The sequence below is a fragment of the Kitasatospora sp. NPDC096147 genome (assembly GCF_044763225.1).
Taxonomy (GTDB): Bacteria; Actinomycetota; Actinomycetes; order Streptomycetales; family Streptomycetaceae; genus Kitasatospora.
This window is the reverse complement of record NZ_JBIWFX010000012.1, coordinates 88963-106831: the sequence shown is the minus strand read 5'-3', so window position 1 is coordinate 106831 and position 17869 is coordinate 88963. Positions and strand designations below refer to the sequence as shown.

Sequence of the window (17869 nt, the reverse complement as noted above, 5' to 3'; positions counted from 1 at the left end):
GCCGCAGTTCCCGGGCGGCAGGAACCGTACCGACCCATGGGGGTGCACGATGAACGCCACGCTCCGGACCCGCAGCAGCAACGCGGTTGTCAACCACGCGCGTTCGTCCCGCACGCACTTCGAGGTGAGGACGGACGAGAACTCCGGTGCCGTGATCGTACGGGGGTGCGCACACAGCACCGGGTCCCGCCGCCTCGGCGGGACGAGGGGGGAGTTGTACGGGATCGGCCGCTCGGGGAGTGCGGCCGACTCCGCTCCGACCATGACGCTGCGCGGGGTGCTCCCGGTCGCCGGTCAGGGTCGGGAGAGCGCCGGTGCCACGCTGCTGCGGCTCACGCCGCAGCCCGTGGTGCCCGCCCAGCCCGCCGCCCCGGCGGCGGAGGCGGCCCCGGCCGCCACCGCGTTCCAGCAGGCGACGGTCGAGCCCGGTGACAACATCGCCGAGTTCACCGCCTACGTGCAGGCCCGCCGGGCCTCGCTGTTCGCCACCGCGTACCACCTGACCGGCGACCGCTTCGAGGCCGAGGACCTGCTGCAGAGCGCGCTGTTCTCCACCTACCGCGCCTGGGACCGGATCACCGACAAGGCCGCGGTCGGCGGGTACCTGCGCCGCACCATGACCAACCTGCACATCTCCGCCTGGCGCCGCCGCAAGGTCGCCGAGTACCCGACCGAGGAGCTGCCGGAGACCGCCGGCGACACCGACGCGATGGGCGGCACCGAGCTGCGCGCCGTGCTCTGGCAGGCGCTGGCCAAGCTGCCGGAGAACCAGCGCACCATGCTGGTGCTCCGCTACTACGAGGGCCGGACCGACCCGGAGATCGCCGGCATCCTCGGCATCAGCGTCGGCACCGTCAAGAGCAGCATCTGGCGCGCCCTGCGCCGGCTGCGCGACGACGACCAGCTCAACCGCAACGGCGACACCGTGCGCGCCTTCGGCGAGCTGGTGGCGTAACGCCGCACAGGACTCCCGTCGGGGGACGGGAAAGGTCACGTCAGGGATACCGGAGGCCGGCTCGGGGGAGCAGCATCCGGATGAGAGCGTGACCGACACGGAAGGGCCCGGTGCCGGGGAGCGGCACCGGGCCCTTCTGCGCGTTCGGCAGGGGGCGGGCGGGTCAGGCGGGCTGGGGCTGGCGGACCGTCAGGGCGCGGACCCGCTGCTCGGCCTCCGGGCCGGTGCAGGCCTGGGCGCCCAGCTCCACCTGGCGGGCCACGATGCCGCGCTCGGCGCGCATCAGCCGCCAGCCGCGCCGGATCAGCAGCGGCACCGACTTGCGGCCCTCCCGGACGTCCCGGCGGAACCGCCGCCAGGCGGTGGTGGTGGGGCGGTTGCGCAGGCAGATCGCCTCGCCGAGCAGGCCCTCGGCCGCGCAGAGGTTCACCAGCTCGGCCGCGAATATCCCCTCGGCGATGAAGGCCGGCGCCCCGCCCAGGTCGAACTCCCGGCTGCCGGCCCGCCCGTTGGCCGGGATCGAGTACACCGGCACCTCGGCCCGGCCGGCATCCGCGAGCTGCCGGAGGGTGGCCAGGGCCTGGTCCAGGTGCCAGGAGAGCGGCGAGTCCCAGTCGATCCCGCCGCCCGCCTCGGCCGGCAGCTGGGGCAGCGTCGGATCGTCGCCGTCCTTGTAGAAGTCGTCGAGCTGGAGCACCGGCAGCCCGGTCCGCTCGGCCAGCGAGGACTTGCCCGAACCGGAGGGCCCGGACAGCAGGACGACCAGCGCGCGGGACGTCGGGGCGGGGTTCACGGGGGAGTCACTCACGAGACACCAGTCTGACGCACTCCCCGGGGATACCGAAACCGACGGGACGTCAGTTCTTCGCCGCCGCCCCGGCCAGGGCCGCCCCGAGGGCCGGCAGGTACCGGCTGTGCACCTGGACGTGCACCGGGCCGCCGCCGTCCCCGGGTTCGTACCGCTTGGCCGCCCAGTCCTCGCTGTGCCAGGCCTCGGGCTCCGGGTCCACCAGCTCCCCGCCGACCGGGAACACCAGGTACGGGTACTCCCGCGACCCGAACGCCGCCTCCGCCCGCCCGGGCGTGAACAGCAGGCTCCCGTTGGTGTACCCGTCCGGCCACCCCGCCCGCCCGGACCGCACCGCGCACGGCAGCCGGACCGGCTTCCCGGCCGCCCACCGGCGGACCGCCCGCCGGGCCCGCAGCGCGCGCAACGGCCCGTCGCTCGCGAGCAGGGCCAGTTCGCCGAAGATCTCCCACATGCCGTGCCCCCAGGATCGTTCCTCTGCTCCCGACCCTAAGCCGCAGCTCAGCCGGGGTGCACCACCCCTCGGAGGGTCTCGCCCCTAGGGGGTCCGGGCGTCCCGTACGCCTGCGGGCGGAGCCCGGAGCCGGGTCCGTGCCCCGCGTCCGGCTGCCCCGCTGCCACTCGCCGGAGGCGGAGAAAGGGCGACGGGCCCGCGCAAGGGGGGGAGATGCGCGGACCCGTCCAGGCCGTCCGGGCCCTGGGGGGGTGAGGGCACTGGGGACGACCAGTCTGTGTGGAGTTTTCCCTGACGGGAGGTCAGACACCCATCGGGTGCCAGACCGTCTTGGTCTCCAGGAACGAGAGTAGCCGCTCGGTTCCGGGGGCATTGGTCCAGTCCAGGCCGGACTGGTCCGCCGCCGGGCGGAACACCCGCTTCAGGGTATCCGCGGCCAGCACCTCCAGCTCGGTCGCCGCGCCGGGGCCCTCCGGGGCGATCGCCCCGGCCAGGTCCAGCCCGTTGACGTCCTGGTGCGAGGCGAGGGTCGGAGCGATGTCCGCCGTCTTCCCCGAGATGACGTTGACCACACCGCCCGGCAGGTCCGAGGTGGCCAGCACCTCGCCCAGCGAGAGCGCGGGCAGCGGAGCCTCCGCCGCCGCCGCGACGACCACCGTGTTGCCCGCCGCGATCGCCGGGGCGATCACCGAGACCAGGCCGAGGAAGGAGAAGCCCGTCCCGGACTGCGGGGCCACCACGCCGACCACGCCCGAGGGTTCGGGGGTGGAGATGTTGAAGAACGGCCCGGCGACCGGGTTGGTGTTCCCGGCGATCTGGGCGATCTTGTCGGTCCAGCCCGCGTACCAGACCCAGCGGTCGATCGCGGCGTCCACCAGCGCGGCGGCCTTCTTGGCGCCGATGCCCTCGGCGGCGGCCACCTCGGCGGCGAACTGCTCGCGCCGGCCCTGGAGCATCTCGGCGATCCGGTACAGCACCTGGCCACGGTTGTACGCGGTGGTGCCGGACCAGCCCTTGACCGCGCCACGGGCGGCCTGCACCGCGTCCCGGGTGTCCTTGCGGGTGCCGAGCGGCGCGTTGGCCAGCCACTGGCCCTTCGAGTCGGTCACCTCGTACACCCGCCCGCTCTCGGAGCGGGGGAACTTCCCGCCGACGTACAGCTTGTAGGTCTTGAAGACGCTCAGGGTGGTCTCAGACATCGAGGTACGCCTCCAGGCCGTGGCGACCGCCCTCGCGGCCGTAGCCCGACTCCTTGTAGCCGCCGAACGGCGAGGTCGGGTCGAACTTGTTGAAGGTGTTGGCCCAGACCACACCGGCCTTGAGCTGGTTCGCCATCCAGAGGATGCGCGAGCCCTTCTCGGTCCAGATGCCGGCCGACAGGCCGTACGGGGTGTTGTTGGCCTTCTCGACCGCCTCGGCGGGGGTGCGGAAGGTCAGCACCGAGAGCACCGGGCCGAAGATCTCCTCGCGGGCGATCCGGTGCGCCTGCGAGACGCCGGTGAACAGGGTGGGGCGGAACCAGTAACCGGCGCCCGGGAGTTCGCACTCCGGGGCCCAGCGCTCGGCACCCTCCAGCTCGCCGATCTCGGACAGCTCGGTGATCCGGGCGAGCTGCGCGGCCGAGTTGATCGCGCCGACGTCGGTGTTCTTGTCCAGCGGGTCGCCGACCCGCAGGGTGGACATCCGGCGCTTGAGGGCGTCCAGCAGCTCGTCCTGGATCGACTCCTGGACCAGCAGGCGCGAGCCCGCGCAGCAGACGTGGCCCTGGTTGAAGAAGATGCCGTTGACGATGCCCTCGACCGCCTGGTCGATCGGCGCGTCGTCGAAGACGATGTTCGCGGCCTTGCCGCCGAGCTCCAGCGAGAGCTTCTTGCGGGTGCCCGCGACCTGCTTGGCGATGGCCCGGCCGACGGGGGTGGAGCCGGTGAAGGCCACCTTGTTGACGTCCGGGTGGGCGGTCAGCGCGGCGCCGGTGCGGCCGTCGCCGGTGACGATGTTGACCACGCCCTTGGGCAGACCGGCCTGGCGGCAGATCTCGGCGAACCGCAGCGCGGTCAGCGGGGTGGTCTGGGCCGGCTTGAGCACGACCGTGTTGCCGGTGGCCAGCGCGGGGGCGATCTTCCAGGCCAGCATCAGCAGCGGGAAGTTCCACGGGATGACCTGGCCGGCCACGCCGAGCGGCTTCGGGCTCGCGCCGTAGCCGGCGTAGTCCAGCTTGTCGGCCCAGCCCGCGTAGTAGAAGAAGTGCGCGGCGACCAGCGGCAGGTCGACGTCCCGGGTCTCCCGGATCGGCTTGCCGTTGTCGATCGACTCCAGCACGGCCAGCTCGCGCGAGCGCTCCTGGACGATCCGGGCGATCCGGAACAGGTACTTGGCCCGCTCGCTGCCCGGCAGCGCCGACCAGTCGGCGAACGCCCGGCGGGCGGCCGCGACCGCGCGGTCCACGTCCTCGTCGGTGCCCTGGGCGAACTCGGCGAGCACCTGCTCGGTGGCCGGGTTGACGGTCTTCAGCGCCTCGCTGCCGGAGGAGTCGACGAAGGCGCCGTCGATGAAGTGCCCGTAGGAGGTGGCGATGTCACCGGCGGCGGCCGGGGACTCGGGGGCCGGGGCGTAGCTGAAGAGGCCGCCCGCGGGGGCTTCCGCCTTGGCGTTGTTCTTGTTCTTGGCCACGAGGATCAGTCCACCGTCACGTAGTCGGGACCGGAGTACCGGCCGGTGGTCAGCTTCTGACGCTGCATCAGCAGGTCGTTGAGCAGGCTGGAGGCGCCGAAGCGGAACCAGTGCGGGGTCAGCCAGTCGTCGCCCAGCGTCTCGTTCACCATGACCAGGTACTTCATGGCGTCCTTGGTGGTCTTGATGCCACCGGCGGGCTTCACGCCGACCTGGATGCCGGTCTGCCGCTTGAAGTCCCGGACGGCCTCCAGCATCAGCAGGGTGACCGGGGGAGTGGCGTTGACCGTCACCTTGCCGGTGGAGGTCTTGATGAAGTCGGCACCGGCCAGCATGGCCAGCCAGGAGGCCCGGCGGACGTTGTCGTAGGTCTGCAGCTCGCCGGTCTCGAAGATCACCTTGAGGTGGGCGGCGGTGCCGTCGGGGCGCTTGCACGCCTCCTTGACCGCGACGATCTCGTTGAAGACGTCCAGGTACCGGCCGGAGAGGAAGGCCCCCCGGTCGATCACCATGTCGATCTCGTCGGCGCCGGCGGCCACCGCGTCGGCGGTGTCGGCCAGCTTGACCGGCAGCGCGGCGCGGCCGGCCGGGAAGGCGGTGGCCACCGAGGCCACCTGGATGTCGGTGCCGGCCAGGGCGGCCTTGGCGGTGGCGACCATGTCCGGGTAGACGCAGATCGCGGCGACCCGGGGTGCGGTCGGGTCCGTCGGGTCGGGGTTCCGGCCCTTGGTGCACAGGGCGCGCACCTTGCCGACCGTGTCCGCGCCTTCCAGCGTGGTCAGGTCGATCATCGAGATCGCCAGGTCGATGGCGTACGCCTTCGCCGTGGTCTTGATCGAACGGGTGCCGAGGGTGGCGGCGCGGGCTTCCAGGCCGACGGCGTCGACGCCGGGCAGGCCGTGCAGGAAACGGCGGAGCGAGGCCTCGGACGCCGCAACGTCCTGAAGGCCGCCGCCCGCAGCGCCGGGGGCATTGGCTGCAACAGTGGACATGGTCACCAGCCCAGCATATCTACGCGCGTAGCAACGCGCCAGACCCAGCCACGTTCGATGCACGACCGATATCTCCCGCCGGGGGCGCCCGTGTCCCGCCCCAGTGGCCCCATCAGCCCCGCCGCCTGCCCTGCGGGCCTCGCCGGTGCTGCCCCCGCCGCCGCTCAGGTCTGCCCGGCGGGGCCACCGTTCTGCCCGGCCCGGGCCACCGTCGCAGGTCGCCCGGGGCGGCGCGGCCCGCAGGTGTCCGCGGCCTCCGGGGGCGCACCTCCCGATCCGGGGTGCCCGGCGGGGTGGGGCATGGGCCGGTGCGGGTCCGTCCGGGGCGGGGGCGTCGGCCGTTTCATCGCCGCCACCCGTCGGCCCGGCGGTGCCGGCTCGCTCGGTCCACTCTCCGTGCGCTGCTCCGGCCGCTGCCCGGAGCCCGCCTGTCCTGTCTCTGTGCGCCCGCAGGTGGTGTCCTCCACGTCCGCCCTCCGCCTCGCTCGCCCGTCCCCGTGCCCACTCTCCAGGTCCGCCCTCCCCGCCTTCCGGTCGCGCCGTAGGCAGGCCACGTAGGGTGGCCCGGTGAGCACGGGAGACGAGGTGGCGCAGCCGAAGCGGACCGGGCGGCGGCCCGGTGGGGCCGACACCCGACGGACGGTGCTGGAGGCGGCCCGGGCCGAGTTCGCCGCGCGCGGGTACGAGAAGGCGAGCATGCGGGCGATCGCCCGGGCCGCCGGGGTGGATGCGGCGCTGCTGCACCACTACTTCGGCACCAAGGATCAACTCTTCCTCGCCGCCCTGGAGTTGCCCGTCGATCCGCGCGCCGTGGTGGAGCGGGCGCTGGCCGGTGATCCGGCGGGGGTCGGCGGCCGGGTGGCGGACTTCGTGCTGGACCTCTGGGAGCAGCCGGGCGTGCTGGACCGCCTGCTCGCGCTGATCCGGGCCGCCGCCACCACCGAGCAGGTCGCGGCCCTGATGCGCGGCTTCGTCACGGCCGAGCTGATCGGCCGGATCGCCGCCGCCCTGGAGGTCGAACGGCCGGAGCTGCGCGCCGAGTTGATGTTCTCCCAGATCGTCGGCCTGGCGATGGCCCGCTACGTGGTCAGGATCGAGCCACTGGCCTCCGCCCCCCGGGAGGAGCTCCACCCACTGCTCGCCCGCACCTTCCAGAACTACCTGGTCACCCCGTGACCGAGGAGCCGACCCTCAATCTCTGGAAGCACTGCCTCGGCCGCGTCCCCGAGGAGGTCTGGCGTCGCACCGAACTGCGCGTGCTGATCCTCGCCGACAACGAGCTCACCGCACTGCCGCCCGCCGTGGCCGCTCTCCGGCGGCTCCGCCTGCTCGACCTCGGCCACAACCGCCTCACCGAAATCCCGCCCGAGATCGGCGAGTTGACGGACCTCTCGGACTTCCTCTACCTGCACGACAACCACCTCACCACCCTCCCCGACGCCCTCGGTCGGCTCACCGCCCTGCGCTACCTGAACGTCGGGGAGAACCGCCTCACCCACCTCCCCGACGCCCTCGCCGAGCTGGCCGCACTGGTCGAACTCCGGGCCGAGCACAACCGTCTCGCCGCTCTCCCGGCCGCCCTCGGCCGGCTCCGAGCCCTCCGCGAGCTCCATCTGCGCGGCAATGCCCTCACCGAACTCCCGCCCTCCGTCGCCGACTTGGCGGAGCTGCGCGAGCTGGACCTACGGGACAACCGGCTGGCTGCCGTGCCCGAGGCGCTGGCCGGCCTGCCCCGACTGCGCCGGCTCGACCTGCGCTCCAACCGCCTCACCGCCCTCCCCGGCTGGCTGGCCGGGCTGCCCGCGCTGGAGAAGCTGGACCTGCGCTGGAACGCTGCCCGCCCGTCCCCGGCCCTGCTCGCCGCGCTTACCGCGCGCGGCTGCGTCGTCCTGTACTGAAATCCGCCCGCCGCCTTGACCGGGCGCCCCCGGCGGCGCAAAACTCATCACATGATGAATTCAGCGGTCCGGGTCGCCGGACTGACCGTCGTCCGAGGCGGACGCACCGTGCTGCACGGCCTCGACCTCGACATCCCGCCCGGGAGCATCACCGGACTGCTCGGCCCGAGCGGCTGCGGCAAGACCACCCTGCTGCGCTCGATCGTCGGCGTGCAGAAGACCGCCGCCGGCCGGGTCGAGGTGCTCGGCGAACAGGCCGGCAGCGCCGCGCTCCGCCACCGGATCGGCTACGTCACCCAGGCCCCGGCCGTCTACGACGACCTCACCGTCACCGAGAACCTGCGCTACTTCGCCGCCGTGCTCGGCGCCCCGCCCGCCGACCCGGCCCGGGTGATCGAGGCGGTCGGCCTCACCGGGCACCGCGACGCCCGCACCGCCCACCTCTCCGGCGGCCAGCGGGCCCGGGTCTCGCTCGCCACCGCGCTGCTCGGCACCCCCGAACTCCTGGTGCTGGACGAGCCCACCGTCGGCCTCGACCCGGTGCTCCGCCAGGAGCTCTGGCAGCTGTTCCGCAGCCTCGCCGACGGCGGCGCCACCCTGCTGGTCTCCAGCCACGTGATGGACGAGGCGGTCCGCTGCGACCGCCTGCTGCTGATGCGCGACGGCCGCCTGCTCGCCGCCGACACCCCCGACGGGCTGCTCCGCCGCACCGGTGCCGCCGACGTCGACGCCGCCTTCCTGAGCCTGGTCGGGAGCACCCCGTGAACACCACCCCGCCGAAGACCGCCCCACTGAACACCGCCCCGCGGACCGCCGCGCCGCTGAACGCCACCCGCACGATCGCCACCGCCCGCCGTGTGCTGGCCCAACTCCGGCACGACCGCCGGACCTTGGCGATGCTGCTGGTGGTCCCCTGTCTGCTGCTCACCCTGCTGCGCTACATGTTCGACGACCAGCCGCAGCAGTTCGACCGCACCGGCGCCGCCCTGCTCGGGATCTTCCCGCTGCTGGTGATGTTCCTGGTCACCTCGGTCGCCATGCTCCGCGAGCGGACCACCGGCACGCTGGAGCGGCTGCTCACCATGCCGCTCGGCAAGCTCGACCTGCTGCTCGGCTACGCCCTCGCCTTCGGCCTGGTCGCCCTGGTCCAGGCGGCGCTGGCCGCCGGGCTCACCCTCGGCCTGCTCGGCCTCGACGTCCAGGGCCCCACCTGGCTGCTGTTCGCGGTCGCCCTCGGCGACGGCCTGCTCGGCATGGCGCTCGGCCTGCTGGTCTCGGCCTTCGCCCGCACCGAGTTCCAGGCCGTCCAGTTCCTCCCGGCGGTGATTCTCCCCCAACTCCTGCTCTGCGGGCTGTTCGTGCCGCGCGACGCGATGGCCGCCCCGCTCCGCTGGGTCTCCGAGGTGCTCCCGCTCTCCTACGCCGTCGACGCCATGAACCGCCTCACCACCACCTCCGGCACCAGCGCCGCCCTGCTCGTAGACCTCGCCGTGATCGCCGGCTGCACCCTGCTCGCCCTCGGCCTCGGCGCCGCCACCCTCCGCCGCCGCACCGACTGACCCGGCAGCCGGCCCACCCCGGGAGCACCCACCCCCTGACGGACCCCGTGGCTACGGTGACGCGGGTGACTGACGATCCGTCGAAGACGCCGAAGACCCGCTACCTCGTCCTGCACGACTACGGCATGGGCGGGATTTGGTGGTGGGTGCGCGCCCGGTCCGAGCGCGAGCTGCTGGAGACCTTCGCCGAGGTCGAGGTGATGCACGACGAGGCGGCCCGGGCCAGGGCCGAGGGCTGGGGCCTGGACGAGGCGGACGTCGACGCCTCCGCCGACCCGGTCGGGCTCGCCTCGGCCCGGGCCGCGCGGGTCGCCCAGCGCGAGCTGCCGGGCTTCGGCGTACTGGCCGGCCCGGAGCCGCTCCACCTGCGGCAGTCCTGGACGGAGGACACCGACCCGGTCGACTACCTCTCGGAGGTCGGTCCGGACGGCCGTCGTCTGCGCCAGGTCGAGGTGCTGGTGGATGGGACGGCCTACCGGAGCACCCCGGAGGACTGGCCGTTCAACCCACCGCTGGTGGACCGGTTCTCGCCCGAGTGGCTGCCGTTCGTGATCACCGCAGCGGAGTTCGAGCAGGAGTGGGCCCGCGCGGTGCACGATCCGGACCGCTGACCGCCCGTCCGACGGAGGGGGAGCGGCACCGGGTGACGAGACCGGTCGTCGGAGACTGCCGCCGCTCTCCCCGCCGCACTCCCCGGAGTGCTCCACCGCCCCGCCCGGGACCGCTCGGCGCGGTGTGGCGCCCGGTGCCCGGCGGCCCCGGCGCCCCGGGCGGCGCAGGCAGCTCCGGTGGCGCCGTCACCCGTCGGGGCGGATGGGGCAGAATCGGCCCCATGACCGAATCCGACGGCAAGCCCGACCCGGGCAGAGCCGCCTCCGAGCCCCAGTACGCGGACCGCGTCTACCGCTCCGTCCCCGGTGTGATCTCCGGTGTCATGCTGCTGGCCGTGGCCGGGTGGCTGATCATCGACGCGGCGCTGAACGGCACCGGCCGCACCCCGTGGATCGCGCTGGCCTGTGCGCCGGTGTTCTGCCTGCCGGTGGCCGCGTACACCCTGCGGCCCGCCGTCCTCGCCGACGACCGGCGGCTGCTGGTGCGCAACCCCTTCCGCACCGTGCACGCGCCGTGGGCGACGGTCGAGGGCCTGCGCTCCGGCTACTCCGTCGAGCTCTTCGCGGAGGGCAAGAAGTACCAGGTCTGGGCCGTCCCGGTCTCGCTCCGGGCCCGGAAGAGGGCCGGTCGCGCCGCCGCCCGGGCCGCCGCCGGCGGCGACCCCCGCGCCTCCCGGACCGCCTCCCTCGGCAGCTCGCTGCGCGGCACGAAGCCGGGCGAGTCGGACCCGACCAAGGCCTGGTCCGACCAGGTGGTGCTCACTCTCCAGGAGCTGGCCGAGCGGAACGCCGGCAAGCCGGAGGCGGCCGGCCCGGTGACGGTCCGGTGGTGCTGGTGGATCATCGCCCCGACGCTGGTCGGCCTGATCACCCTGATCACCTTCGTCGTGGTTCTCTGATGGCCGCTCGGGGGGAGCGGCCGGCGACGGACGGGGAGGAGCCGGACCGGGACGGCCACCGCGCCACCCCGTCAGGCCCCGGCCCGTCCGTCACCGGCCCGTCGGCCGACGGTGCGTCAGCCACCACCCCGTCGGTCACCATCCCGTCAGCCCCGGGCCCGTCGGTCACCAGCCAGTCGGTCACCGGCCCGTCAGCCGACGGTGCGTCAGGCCCCGCCCCGCACCGCCCGGCCGGCCCGGAGGCCGACGCCGTCCGCCGCAGCTACGACACGGTGGCGGCGGAGTACGCGGAGCGGATCGGTGACGAGCTGGCCGGCAAGCCGCTGGACCGGGCCCTGCTGACCGCCCTGCTGGAGCAGCTCACGGACCGGCGGACCGACCCGCCCGCCCTGGTGGCCGACCTGGGCTGCGGGCCGGGCCACGTCACCGGCTGGCTGGCCGCCCACGGCGCCCACGCCCACGGCACCCATGCCCACGGCGCCCCCGGAGTCCGCGCGGTCGGCATCGACCTCTCCCCGGCGATGGTGGCCCTCGCCCGGCAGCAGCACCCCGCCGCCGAGTTCCGCGAGGGCGACCTGCGCCACCTCCCGGCCGCCGACGGCGAGTTCGGCGGCGCGGTGGCGCTGTACTCGCTGATCCACCTGCCCCCGGCCGAGCACCGCGCCGTCCTCGCCGAGATCCACCGCACGCTCCGCCCCGGTGCCCCGCTGCTGCTCGCCTTCCACCGGGGCACCGAGGCCCGCCGCCTCACCGACTGGTGGGGCCACCCGGTGGACGTCACCTTCCACTTCCTCGACCCGGACACCGTGACCGCCGACCTCACCGCCGCCGGCTTCACCCTCCGGGCCCGCCTGGACCGCGCCCCGTACCCGCACGAGGCCGAGACCGACCGCAGCTACCTCCTCGCGGTCCGTTCCTGAGACACGGCCGTCCCGCACGGCGGTCCACCCGCAGCCGCCGTGGCAGCGCCCGTGACACACCGAAGGGCCCGGAGGGGAGACATCCCCTCCGGGCCCTTCGACTCCGGGCCCTTCGACGGAGCTGCTGCGGACGGTCCGTCAGATGCCGGCCGCCGCGGCCAGGTCGCGCTTGATCGCGTCCAGCAGGCCGGCGGCCCGGCCCCGCGCGTCGCCGAGGTCGGCGGCGGAGCCGACCGGGAGGACGACCTCCAGGTAGCACTTGAGCTTGGGCTCGGTGCCGGACGGGCGCACCACGATCCGGGCGGCGGTGACGCCGTCCCCGGCCAGGAAGTAGCGCAGGCCGTCGGTCGGCGGCAGCTCCGCCGTGCCCTCGGTCAGGTCGTCGGCCCGGGTGACCTTCAGGCCGGCCAGCACCGCCGGGGGCTGCTCGCGCAGCCGCTGCATCGCCGAGGAGATGACCGTCAGGTCGGAGACCCGCACCGAGAGCTGGTCGGTGGCGTGCAGGCCGTGCTCCAGCGCCAGGTCGTCCAGCAGGTCGGTCAGGGTGCGGCCGGACTCCTTGAGCACGGCGGCCAGCTCGGCGACCAGCAGGGCGGCGGTGATGCCGTCCTTGTCGCGGACGCCCTCCGGGTCGACCGAGTAGCCGAGCGCCTCCTCGTAGCCGTAGCGCAGGCCCTCGGCCCGGGAGAGCCACTTGAAGCCGGTGAGCGTCTCGGTGTAGCCGAGGCCGGCCGCCGCCGCGATCCGGCCGAGCAGGGTGGAGGAGACGATGGTGGTGGCGAAGGTGCCGTGCACCCGCTTGGCCACCAGCGCCGAGCCGAGCAGCGCGCCGACCTCGTCGCCGCGCAGCATCCGCCAGCCGCCGCCGTCGGCGACGGCCACCGCGCAGCGGTCGGCGTCCGGGTCGTTGGCGATCACGATGTCGGGGCCGACCGAGGCGGCGGTGCGGAAGGCCAGGTCCATCGCCCCGGGCTCCTCCGGGTTGGGGAAGGCCACGGTCGGGAAGTCCGGGTCGGGCTCGGCCTGCTCGGCGACCACGGTCGGGGCGGGGAAGCCGGCCCGCTTGAAGGCGGCCACCAGGACGTCCCGGCCGACGCCGTGCATCGGGGTGTAGACCACGTCGAGGCCGCGCGGCCCGGCCGGGTCGACGACGGTGACGGCGCGGTCCAGGTAGGCGTCGAGCACCTCCTCGCCGAGCACCTCCCAGCCGCCGCCGGCCAGCGGCACCTCGGCCAGCGAGCCGATCGCGTCGATCTCGGCGGCGATGCCGGCGTCGGCGGGCGGCACGATCTGCGAGCCGTCGCCCAGGTAGACCTTGTAGCCGTTGTCCTGCGGCGGGTTGTGACTGGCCGTCACGGTGACGCCGGCCGCCGCGCCGAGGTGGCGGACGGCGAAGGCCAGCACGGGGGTGGGCAGCGCGCGGGGGAGCAGCGCGGCCCGCAGGCCGGCGCCGACCACCACGGCGGCGGTGTCCACGGCGAAGTCGTACGACTTGTGGCGGGCGTCGTAGCCGATCACCACCAGGTCGCCGAGCCCCTCCTTCTTCACGTACGCGGCCAGCCCGGCGGCGGCCCGGATCACCACGGCCCGGTTCATCCGCATCGGGCCCGCGCCCAGCTCGCCCCGGAGCCCGGCGGTGCCGAACTGCAGCCGGTCGCTGAACCGCTCGGCCAGCCGGGACCAGGCGATCCGCTCCGCGCCCTCCGGCTCGCCCTCGGCGGCGGCCAGCAGTGCGGTCAGCTCCTCGCGGGTGTCCGGGTCCGGGTCCTCGGCGAGCCAGGCCCGGGCGCGTGCGAGCAGATCGGTGGTCTCGGACATTGCTGCCAGCTCCCTCTGAGGGTGGGTGGGATGACGGAGCCGTCGTCCCGGACGATCGGGGACGACGGCTCCGGCTTACTGATTCTGCGTCAGGTCGCGGTCAGATCCGCTCAAGGACCTTCGCCAGCAGCGCGCCCATCCGCTCGGCGCTGGCCTTGCCGGCCTCCAGCACCTCTTCGTGGTTGAGCGGCTCGCCGGTGATGCCGGCCGCCAGGTTGGTGACCAGGGAGATGCCCAGCACCTCGGCACCGGCCTCGCGGGCGGCGATCGCCTCCAGCGTGGTGGACATGCCGACCAGCTCGCCGCCGATCGCCCGGACCATGCCGATCTCGGCCGGGGTCTCGTAGTGCGGGCCGCGGAACTGCACGTAGACGGCCTCGTCCAGCGAGGGGTCCACCTCGCGGCAGAGCTCGCGCAGCCGCCCGGAGTAGAGGTCGGTGAGGTCGACGAAGTTGGCGCCGACGATCGGGGAGTCCGCGGTGAGGTTGATGTGGTCGCTGATCAGCACCGGCTGACCGGGCACCCAGCCCTCGCGCAGGCCGCCGCAGCCGTTGGTCAGCACGACGGTCTCGCAGCCCGCCGCGACCGCGGTGCGCACCCCGTGCACCACGGTGGCCACGCCGTGGCCCTCGTAGTAGTGGTTGCGGCCCAGGAAGATCAGGGCCCGCTTGTCACCGATCCGCACCGAGCGGACCTTGCCCGAGTGGCCGGCCACCGCCGGGGCCGGGAAGCCGGGCAGCTCCGTGACCGGGAACTCGGCCACGGTCTCGCCGAGCGCGTCGGCGGCCGGCACCCAGCCGGAGCCCATGACGAGGGCGACGTCGTGGCGCTCGGCACCGGTCAGCTCGCGCAGCTTGGCGGCGGCCTCCCGGGCGGCGGCGTACGGATCGGCGGAGAGCGGGGACTGCGGAGATGCGTTCACGGGACCGAGGATAGACGGGAATCGCCTACGCGCGTAGACATATCCGCCCGGACGTGCCGGATCGTTACCCGGATGGGCGCTTGGTCCAAACCGGACCCGGCCGGTGAACGCCCTGTTCGGAGGAGTCTCCGAAGCCCTCGCGGACGCCGCCGACGGTGCGTCAGCAGGGCCGGCGGCGCAGGTCCAGCACGTAGTCGTCGGGGGCCCCGGCGCTCTCCGCCGCGTCGGCGATCAGCCCGAGGTAGCGGGCGGCGGGCAGGCCGCCCTCCCAGTCGTTGAGCACGTAGGTCCAGACCGGGATGTCCCCGTCCAGGGTGTGCGCGCGCAGTCGGACCTTGCGGTAGATGCCGAGCTGGACGCCCTCCCAGCGGTCCAGGCCCTCCTCGTCCATCGGCGCCACGTCGTAGAGCGAGACGAAGACCTGCTCCTTCTCGTCCTCCACCACGGTCGCCAGCGAGCCCTCCCAGCCCAGCTGCTCCCCGCCGAAGGTCAGCCGCCAGCCGGTCAGCCACCCGGTGCCGCGCAGCGGCGAGTGCGGGGCCCGGCGGGTCATCTGCCGGGCGTCGAGGTTCGTGGCGTACGCGGCGTAGAGGGGCATGGTCGTCAGCCTACGGGAGAGCACCGGCCGGGAGGGAGCACCCGGGGATCTTCCTGACGGTCCGTCCGGAACCGTCCGGAGACGGCACGGTCACCTCCTCCACCGTGCTCCCTGACACAGTGCGGCGCCCCCGGCGTGTCCTCGTCCACGGCGTACGGGACAATGGTGCGCGTGACTCGGATCGTGATCATCGGTGGCGGACCCGGCGGATACGAGGCGGCCCTGGTGGCCGCCCAACTCGGCGCGGAGGTGACCGTCGTCGACCGCGACGGCCTGGGCGGGTCGGCGGTGCTGACGGACTGCGTGCCGTCCAAGACCCTGATCGCCACGGCGGAGGTGATGACCACCTTCGACAGCTCGTACGAGGAGCTCGGCATCATCGTCGCCGACGACACCCCGCACGTGGACACCCCGGCCCGGGTGGTCGGCGTGGACCTCGGCAAGGTGAACCGACGGGTGAAGCGGCTCGCCATCGCCCAGTCGCACGACATCACCCAGTCCGTCACCCGGGCGGGCGTCACCGTGCTGCGCGGCAAGGGCCGGCTCGGCAGCGGCGGCCAGGCGGCGGACGGCTCCCGCGAGGTGCTCGTGGAGGCCGCCGACGGCACCACCGAGTCGCTGCGCGCCGACGCGGTGCTGATCGCCACCGGCGTGCACCCGCGCGAGCTGCCGGACGCCCAGCCGGACGGCGAGCGGATCCTGACCTGGACCCAGGTCTACGACCTGGAGGAGCTGCCCCGCGAGCTGATCGTGGTCGGCTCCGGCGTCACCGGCGCCGAGTTCGCCGGCGCCTACCAGGCGATCGGATCGAAGGTCACCCTGGTCTCCTCGCGGGACCGGGTGCTGCCGGGTGAGGACCCGGACGCGGCCGAGGTGCTGGAGGAGGTCTTCCGCCGGCGCGGCATGAACGTGATGTCCCGCTCCCGGGCCGAGGGGGCCAAGCGGATCGGGGACCGAGTGGAGGTCACCCTCTCCGACGGCACCGTCATCTCCGGCACGCACTGCCTGATGGCGGTCGGCTCGATCCCGAACACCGCCGGGCTCGGCCTGGAGGAGGCCGGGGTCAAGCTGAACGACTGGGGCCAGATCCAGGTGGACCGGGTCTCCCGCACCACCGCCCCCGGCGTCTACGCGGCGGGCGACTGCACCGGTGTCTTCATGCTCGCCTCGGTGGCGGCCATGCAGGGCCGGATCGCCATGTACCACGCGCTGGGCGACGCGGTGCAGCCGCTGGACCTCAAGACGGTGGCCTCCAACGTCTTCACCGACCCGGAGATCGCCACCGTCGGGTACACCGCGGCCGACGTCTCCTGCGGCAAGATGGACGCGATCGAGGTCAAGCTGCCGCTGCGCGGCAACCCCCGGGCCAAGATGCAGGGCATCCGGGACGGCTTCGTGAAGCTCTTCGCCCGCCCCGGCACCGGCATCGTGGTCGGCGGTGTGGTGGTCGCGCCGCGCGCCAGCGAACTCATCCATTCGATCTCGCTCGCCGTGGACAACAACTTGACGGTCGAACAGGTGGCCCGCGCCTTCACCGTCTACCCGTCACTCTCCGGCTCCACCGCCGAGGCCGCCCGCCAGCTGCACATCCGCAAGCGGGAGAACTCGGACTCCTGAGCTGGGCGGAGGAGTTGGGGCGGCCACCACCGGTGGCCGCCCCTTTCGTTCCGTGCCGACGGCGGAGCGTGACGATCCGTCAGCAGAGGCGCGCATTGTACGGTCGCGCGCTGCTCCGACGTGAGCATTTCCCGATACCAGCTGCAAACGCCTGAAAGCAGACGGTCATTCGGTTACCGTCGGTTCTGTGTTTGCTGCAGAACGTCGCCAGTTGATTCTCGAAATGGTGCGGGCCAACGGAGCGGTGTCGCTCCGGGAGTTGGCGCGCGTCGTCCAGACCTCCGAGGTCACCGTCCGCCGGGACGTCCGCGCGCTGGAGGCCGAGGGACTCCTCGACCGCCGGCACGGCGGTGCGGTGCTCCCCGGCGGCTTCAGCCGGGAGCCGGGCTACCCGCAGAAGACCCATCTGTCCGCCGCCGAGAAGAGCGCCATCGCCGACCTGGCCGCCGGCCTGGTCGAGGAGGGTGACGCGGTGGTGGTCGGTGCCGGGACCACCACCCAGGAGCTGGCCCGCCGGCTGGCCCGGGTGCCCGGGCTGACGGTGGTCACCAACTCGCTGCTGGTCGCCCAGGCCCTGGCGCACGCCAACCGGGTGGAGGTGGTGATGACCGGCGGCACCCTGCGCGGCTCCAACTACGCCCTGGTGGGCAGCGGGGCCGAGCAGTCGCTCCAGGGCCTGCGGGTCACCAAGGCGTTCATCTCGGGCAGTGGTCTGACCGCCGAGCGCGGCCTCTCGACCACCAACATGCTCTCCGCGAGCGTGGACCGGGCACTGGTGCAGTCGGCCTCCGAGGTCATCGTCCTCGCCGACCACACCAAGCTCGGCGCGGACACCATGTTCCAGACCGTGCCGACCGAGGCGATCACCCGCCTGGTGACGGACGAGCAGGCCACCGCCACCGACCAGACCGCCCGCGAGCTGGACGCGCTGGCCGACTGCGGGGTGCAGATCTCGGTGGCTCCGGTCGGCCCTCCGCTGGAGGCCCCGGCGCACCCGCACCCGGCCTCCTCCGGATCGGCCCCCCGCCGCCCGGCCCCGCTCCCCGGCCAGCGCCGCCCGAACCACCAACTCCCGGGCCGGATGCCCGAGCTGACGGTGACCAGGGGCCGCTGAGGCCGGGCCGCACCACCCACCTGCCCCACCCCTC

General features: G+C 73.7%; 18 protein-coding genes. 10 read left to right on the top strand and 8 right to left on the bottom strand.

Annotated features, from left to right (window positions below):
* Positions 1–49: 49 nt before the first annotated feature.
* Positions 50–955: a SigE family RNA polymerase sigma factor gene (locus tag ACIRBX_RS29725; RefSeq protein ID WP_402301511.1), complete on the top strand. Its 906-nt coding sequence runs from the start codon at positions 50–52 to the stop codon at positions 953–955.
* Between the two features lie 163 nt (positions 956–1118).
* Here the strand turns inward: ACIRBX_RS29725 and ACIRBX_RS29720 are convergent, their stop codons facing one another.
* The 5 genes from ACIRBX_RS29720 to deoC form a co-directional block, all read right to left on the bottom strand.
* Positions 1119–1763 (bottom strand): ATP-binding protein, encoded by a 645-nt coding sequence (locus ACIRBX_RS29720; protein WP_402301509.1) that lies wholly within the window; start codon positions 1761–1763, stop codon positions 1119–1121.
* Between the two features lie 49 nt (positions 1764–1812).
* Positions 1813–2217, bottom strand: a complete 405-nt coding sequence (locus ACIRBX_RS29715) for a hypothetical protein (RefSeq protein ID WP_402301507.1) — start codon at positions 2215–2217, stop codon at positions 1813–1815.
* A gap of 302 nt (positions 2218–2519) precedes the next feature.
* Positions 2520–3416 (bottom strand): aldehyde dehydrogenase family protein, encoded by an 897-nt coding sequence (locus tag ACIRBX_RS29710; RefSeq protein WP_402301505.1) that lies wholly within the window; start codon positions 3414–3416, stop codon positions 2520–2522.
* Positions 3409–4887, bottom strand: coding sequence for an aldehyde dehydrogenase family protein (locus tag ACIRBX_RS29705; RefSeq protein ID WP_402301503.1), 1479 nt, complete (start codon positions 4885–4887; stop codon positions 3409–3411). The genes ACIRBX_RS29710 and ACIRBX_RS29705 overlap by 8 nt, the downstream gene beginning before the upstream one ends.
* A 5-nt stretch (positions 4888–4892) precedes the next feature.
* Positions 4893–5879 carry a deoxyribose-phosphate aldolase gene (gene deoC, locus ACIRBX_RS29700; protein WP_402301501.1) on the bottom strand — a complete coding sequence of 329 codons (987 nt, stop codon included), beginning with the start codon at positions 5877–5879 and terminating at the stop codon, positions 4893–4895.
* A 567-nt stretch (positions 5880–6446) separates the two neighbouring features.
* Between deoC and ACIRBX_RS29695 the strand changes: the two genes are divergently transcribed.
* The 7 genes from ACIRBX_RS29695 to ACIRBX_RS29665 all read left to right on the top strand — a co-directional run bounded on the left by ACIRBX_RS29695 (position 6447) and on the right by ACIRBX_RS29665 (position 11766).
* Positions 6447–7055, top strand: a complete 609-nt coding sequence (locus ACIRBX_RS29695; protein WP_402301499.1) for a TetR family transcriptional regulator — start codon at positions 6447–6449, stop codon at positions 7053–7055.
* Complete coding sequence (locus ACIRBX_RS29690) at positions 7052–7777, top strand: leucine-rich repeat domain-containing protein (RefSeq protein WP_402301497.1); 726 nt, start codon at positions 7052–7054, stop codon at positions 7775–7777. Before ACIRBX_RS29695 ends, ACIRBX_RS29690 begins: the two co-directional genes overlap by 4 nt.
* Before the next feature lie 51 nt (positions 7778–7828).
* Positions 7829–8542 carry an ABC transporter ATP-binding protein gene (locus ACIRBX_RS29685; protein ID WP_402301495.1) on the top strand — a complete coding sequence of 238 codons (714 nt, stop codon included), beginning with the start codon at positions 7829–7831 and terminating at the stop codon, positions 8540–8542.
* Positions 8539–9336, top strand: a complete 798-nt coding sequence (locus ACIRBX_RS29680) for an ABC transporter permease (protein ID WP_402301493.1) — start codon at positions 8539–8541, stop codon at positions 9334–9336. Before ACIRBX_RS29685 ends, ACIRBX_RS29680 begins: the two co-directional genes overlap by 4 nt.
* Before the next feature lie 65 nt (positions 9337–9401).
* Positions 9402–9947, top strand: a complete 546-nt coding sequence (locus tag ACIRBX_RS29675; protein ID WP_402301490.1) for a hypothetical protein — start codon at positions 9402–9404, stop codon at positions 9945–9947.
* A gap of 221 nt (positions 9948–10168) precedes the next feature.
* Positions 10169–10846 (top strand): PH domain-containing protein, encoded by a 678-nt coding sequence (locus ACIRBX_RS29670; protein ID WP_402301488.1) that lies wholly within the window; start codon positions 10169–10171, stop codon positions 10844–10846.
* Positions 10846–11766, top strand: a complete 921-nt coding sequence (locus ACIRBX_RS29665) for a class I SAM-dependent methyltransferase (protein ID WP_402301486.1) — start codon at positions 10846–10848, stop codon at positions 11764–11766. The genes ACIRBX_RS29670 and ACIRBX_RS29665 overlap by 1 nt, the downstream gene beginning before the upstream one ends.
* A 138-nt stretch (positions 11767–11904) precedes the next feature.
* Here the strand turns inward: ACIRBX_RS29665 and ACIRBX_RS29660 are convergent, their stop codons facing one another.
* From ACIRBX_RS29660 to ACIRBX_RS29650, 3 genes are all read right to left on the bottom strand, one after another.
* Complete coding sequence (locus tag ACIRBX_RS29660; RefSeq protein WP_402301484.1) at positions 11905–13584, bottom strand: phospho-sugar mutase; 1680 nt, start codon at positions 13582–13584, stop codon at positions 11905–11907.
* Between the two features lie 100 nt (positions 13585–13684).
* A complete protein-coding gene (locus ACIRBX_RS29655; RefSeq protein WP_402301482.1) occupies positions 13685–14506 on the bottom strand; it encodes a purine-nucleoside phosphorylase in 822 nt (273 codons plus the stop codon).
* Between the two features lie 160 nt (positions 14507–14666).
* Positions 14667–15104 carry a gamma-glutamylcyclotransferase gene (locus ACIRBX_RS29650; protein WP_402301480.1) on the bottom strand — a complete coding sequence of 146 codons (438 nt, stop codon included), beginning with the start codon at positions 15102–15104 and terminating at the stop codon, positions 14667–14669.
* A gap of 135 nt (positions 15105–15239) precedes the next feature.
* Here ACIRBX_RS29650 and ACIRBX_RS29645 point away from each other — a divergent pair, with 135 nt between their 5' ends.
* Both ACIRBX_RS29645 and ACIRBX_RS29640 read left to right on the top strand, forming a co-directional pair.
* On the top strand, positions 15240–16721 hold the full coding sequence (locus ACIRBX_RS29645) for an NAD(P)H-quinone dehydrogenase (RefSeq protein WP_402301478.1): 1482 nt from the start codon (positions 15240–15242) through the stop codon (positions 16719–16721).
* 223 nt (positions 16722–16944) lie between these two features.
* Positions 16945–17835 carry a DeoR/GlpR family DNA-binding transcription regulator gene (locus ACIRBX_RS29640; RefSeq protein WP_402301721.1) on the top strand — a complete coding sequence of 297 codons (891 nt, stop codon included), beginning with the start codon at positions 16945–16947 and terminating at the stop codon, positions 17833–17835.
* Positions 17836–17869: the final 34 nt, after the last annotated feature.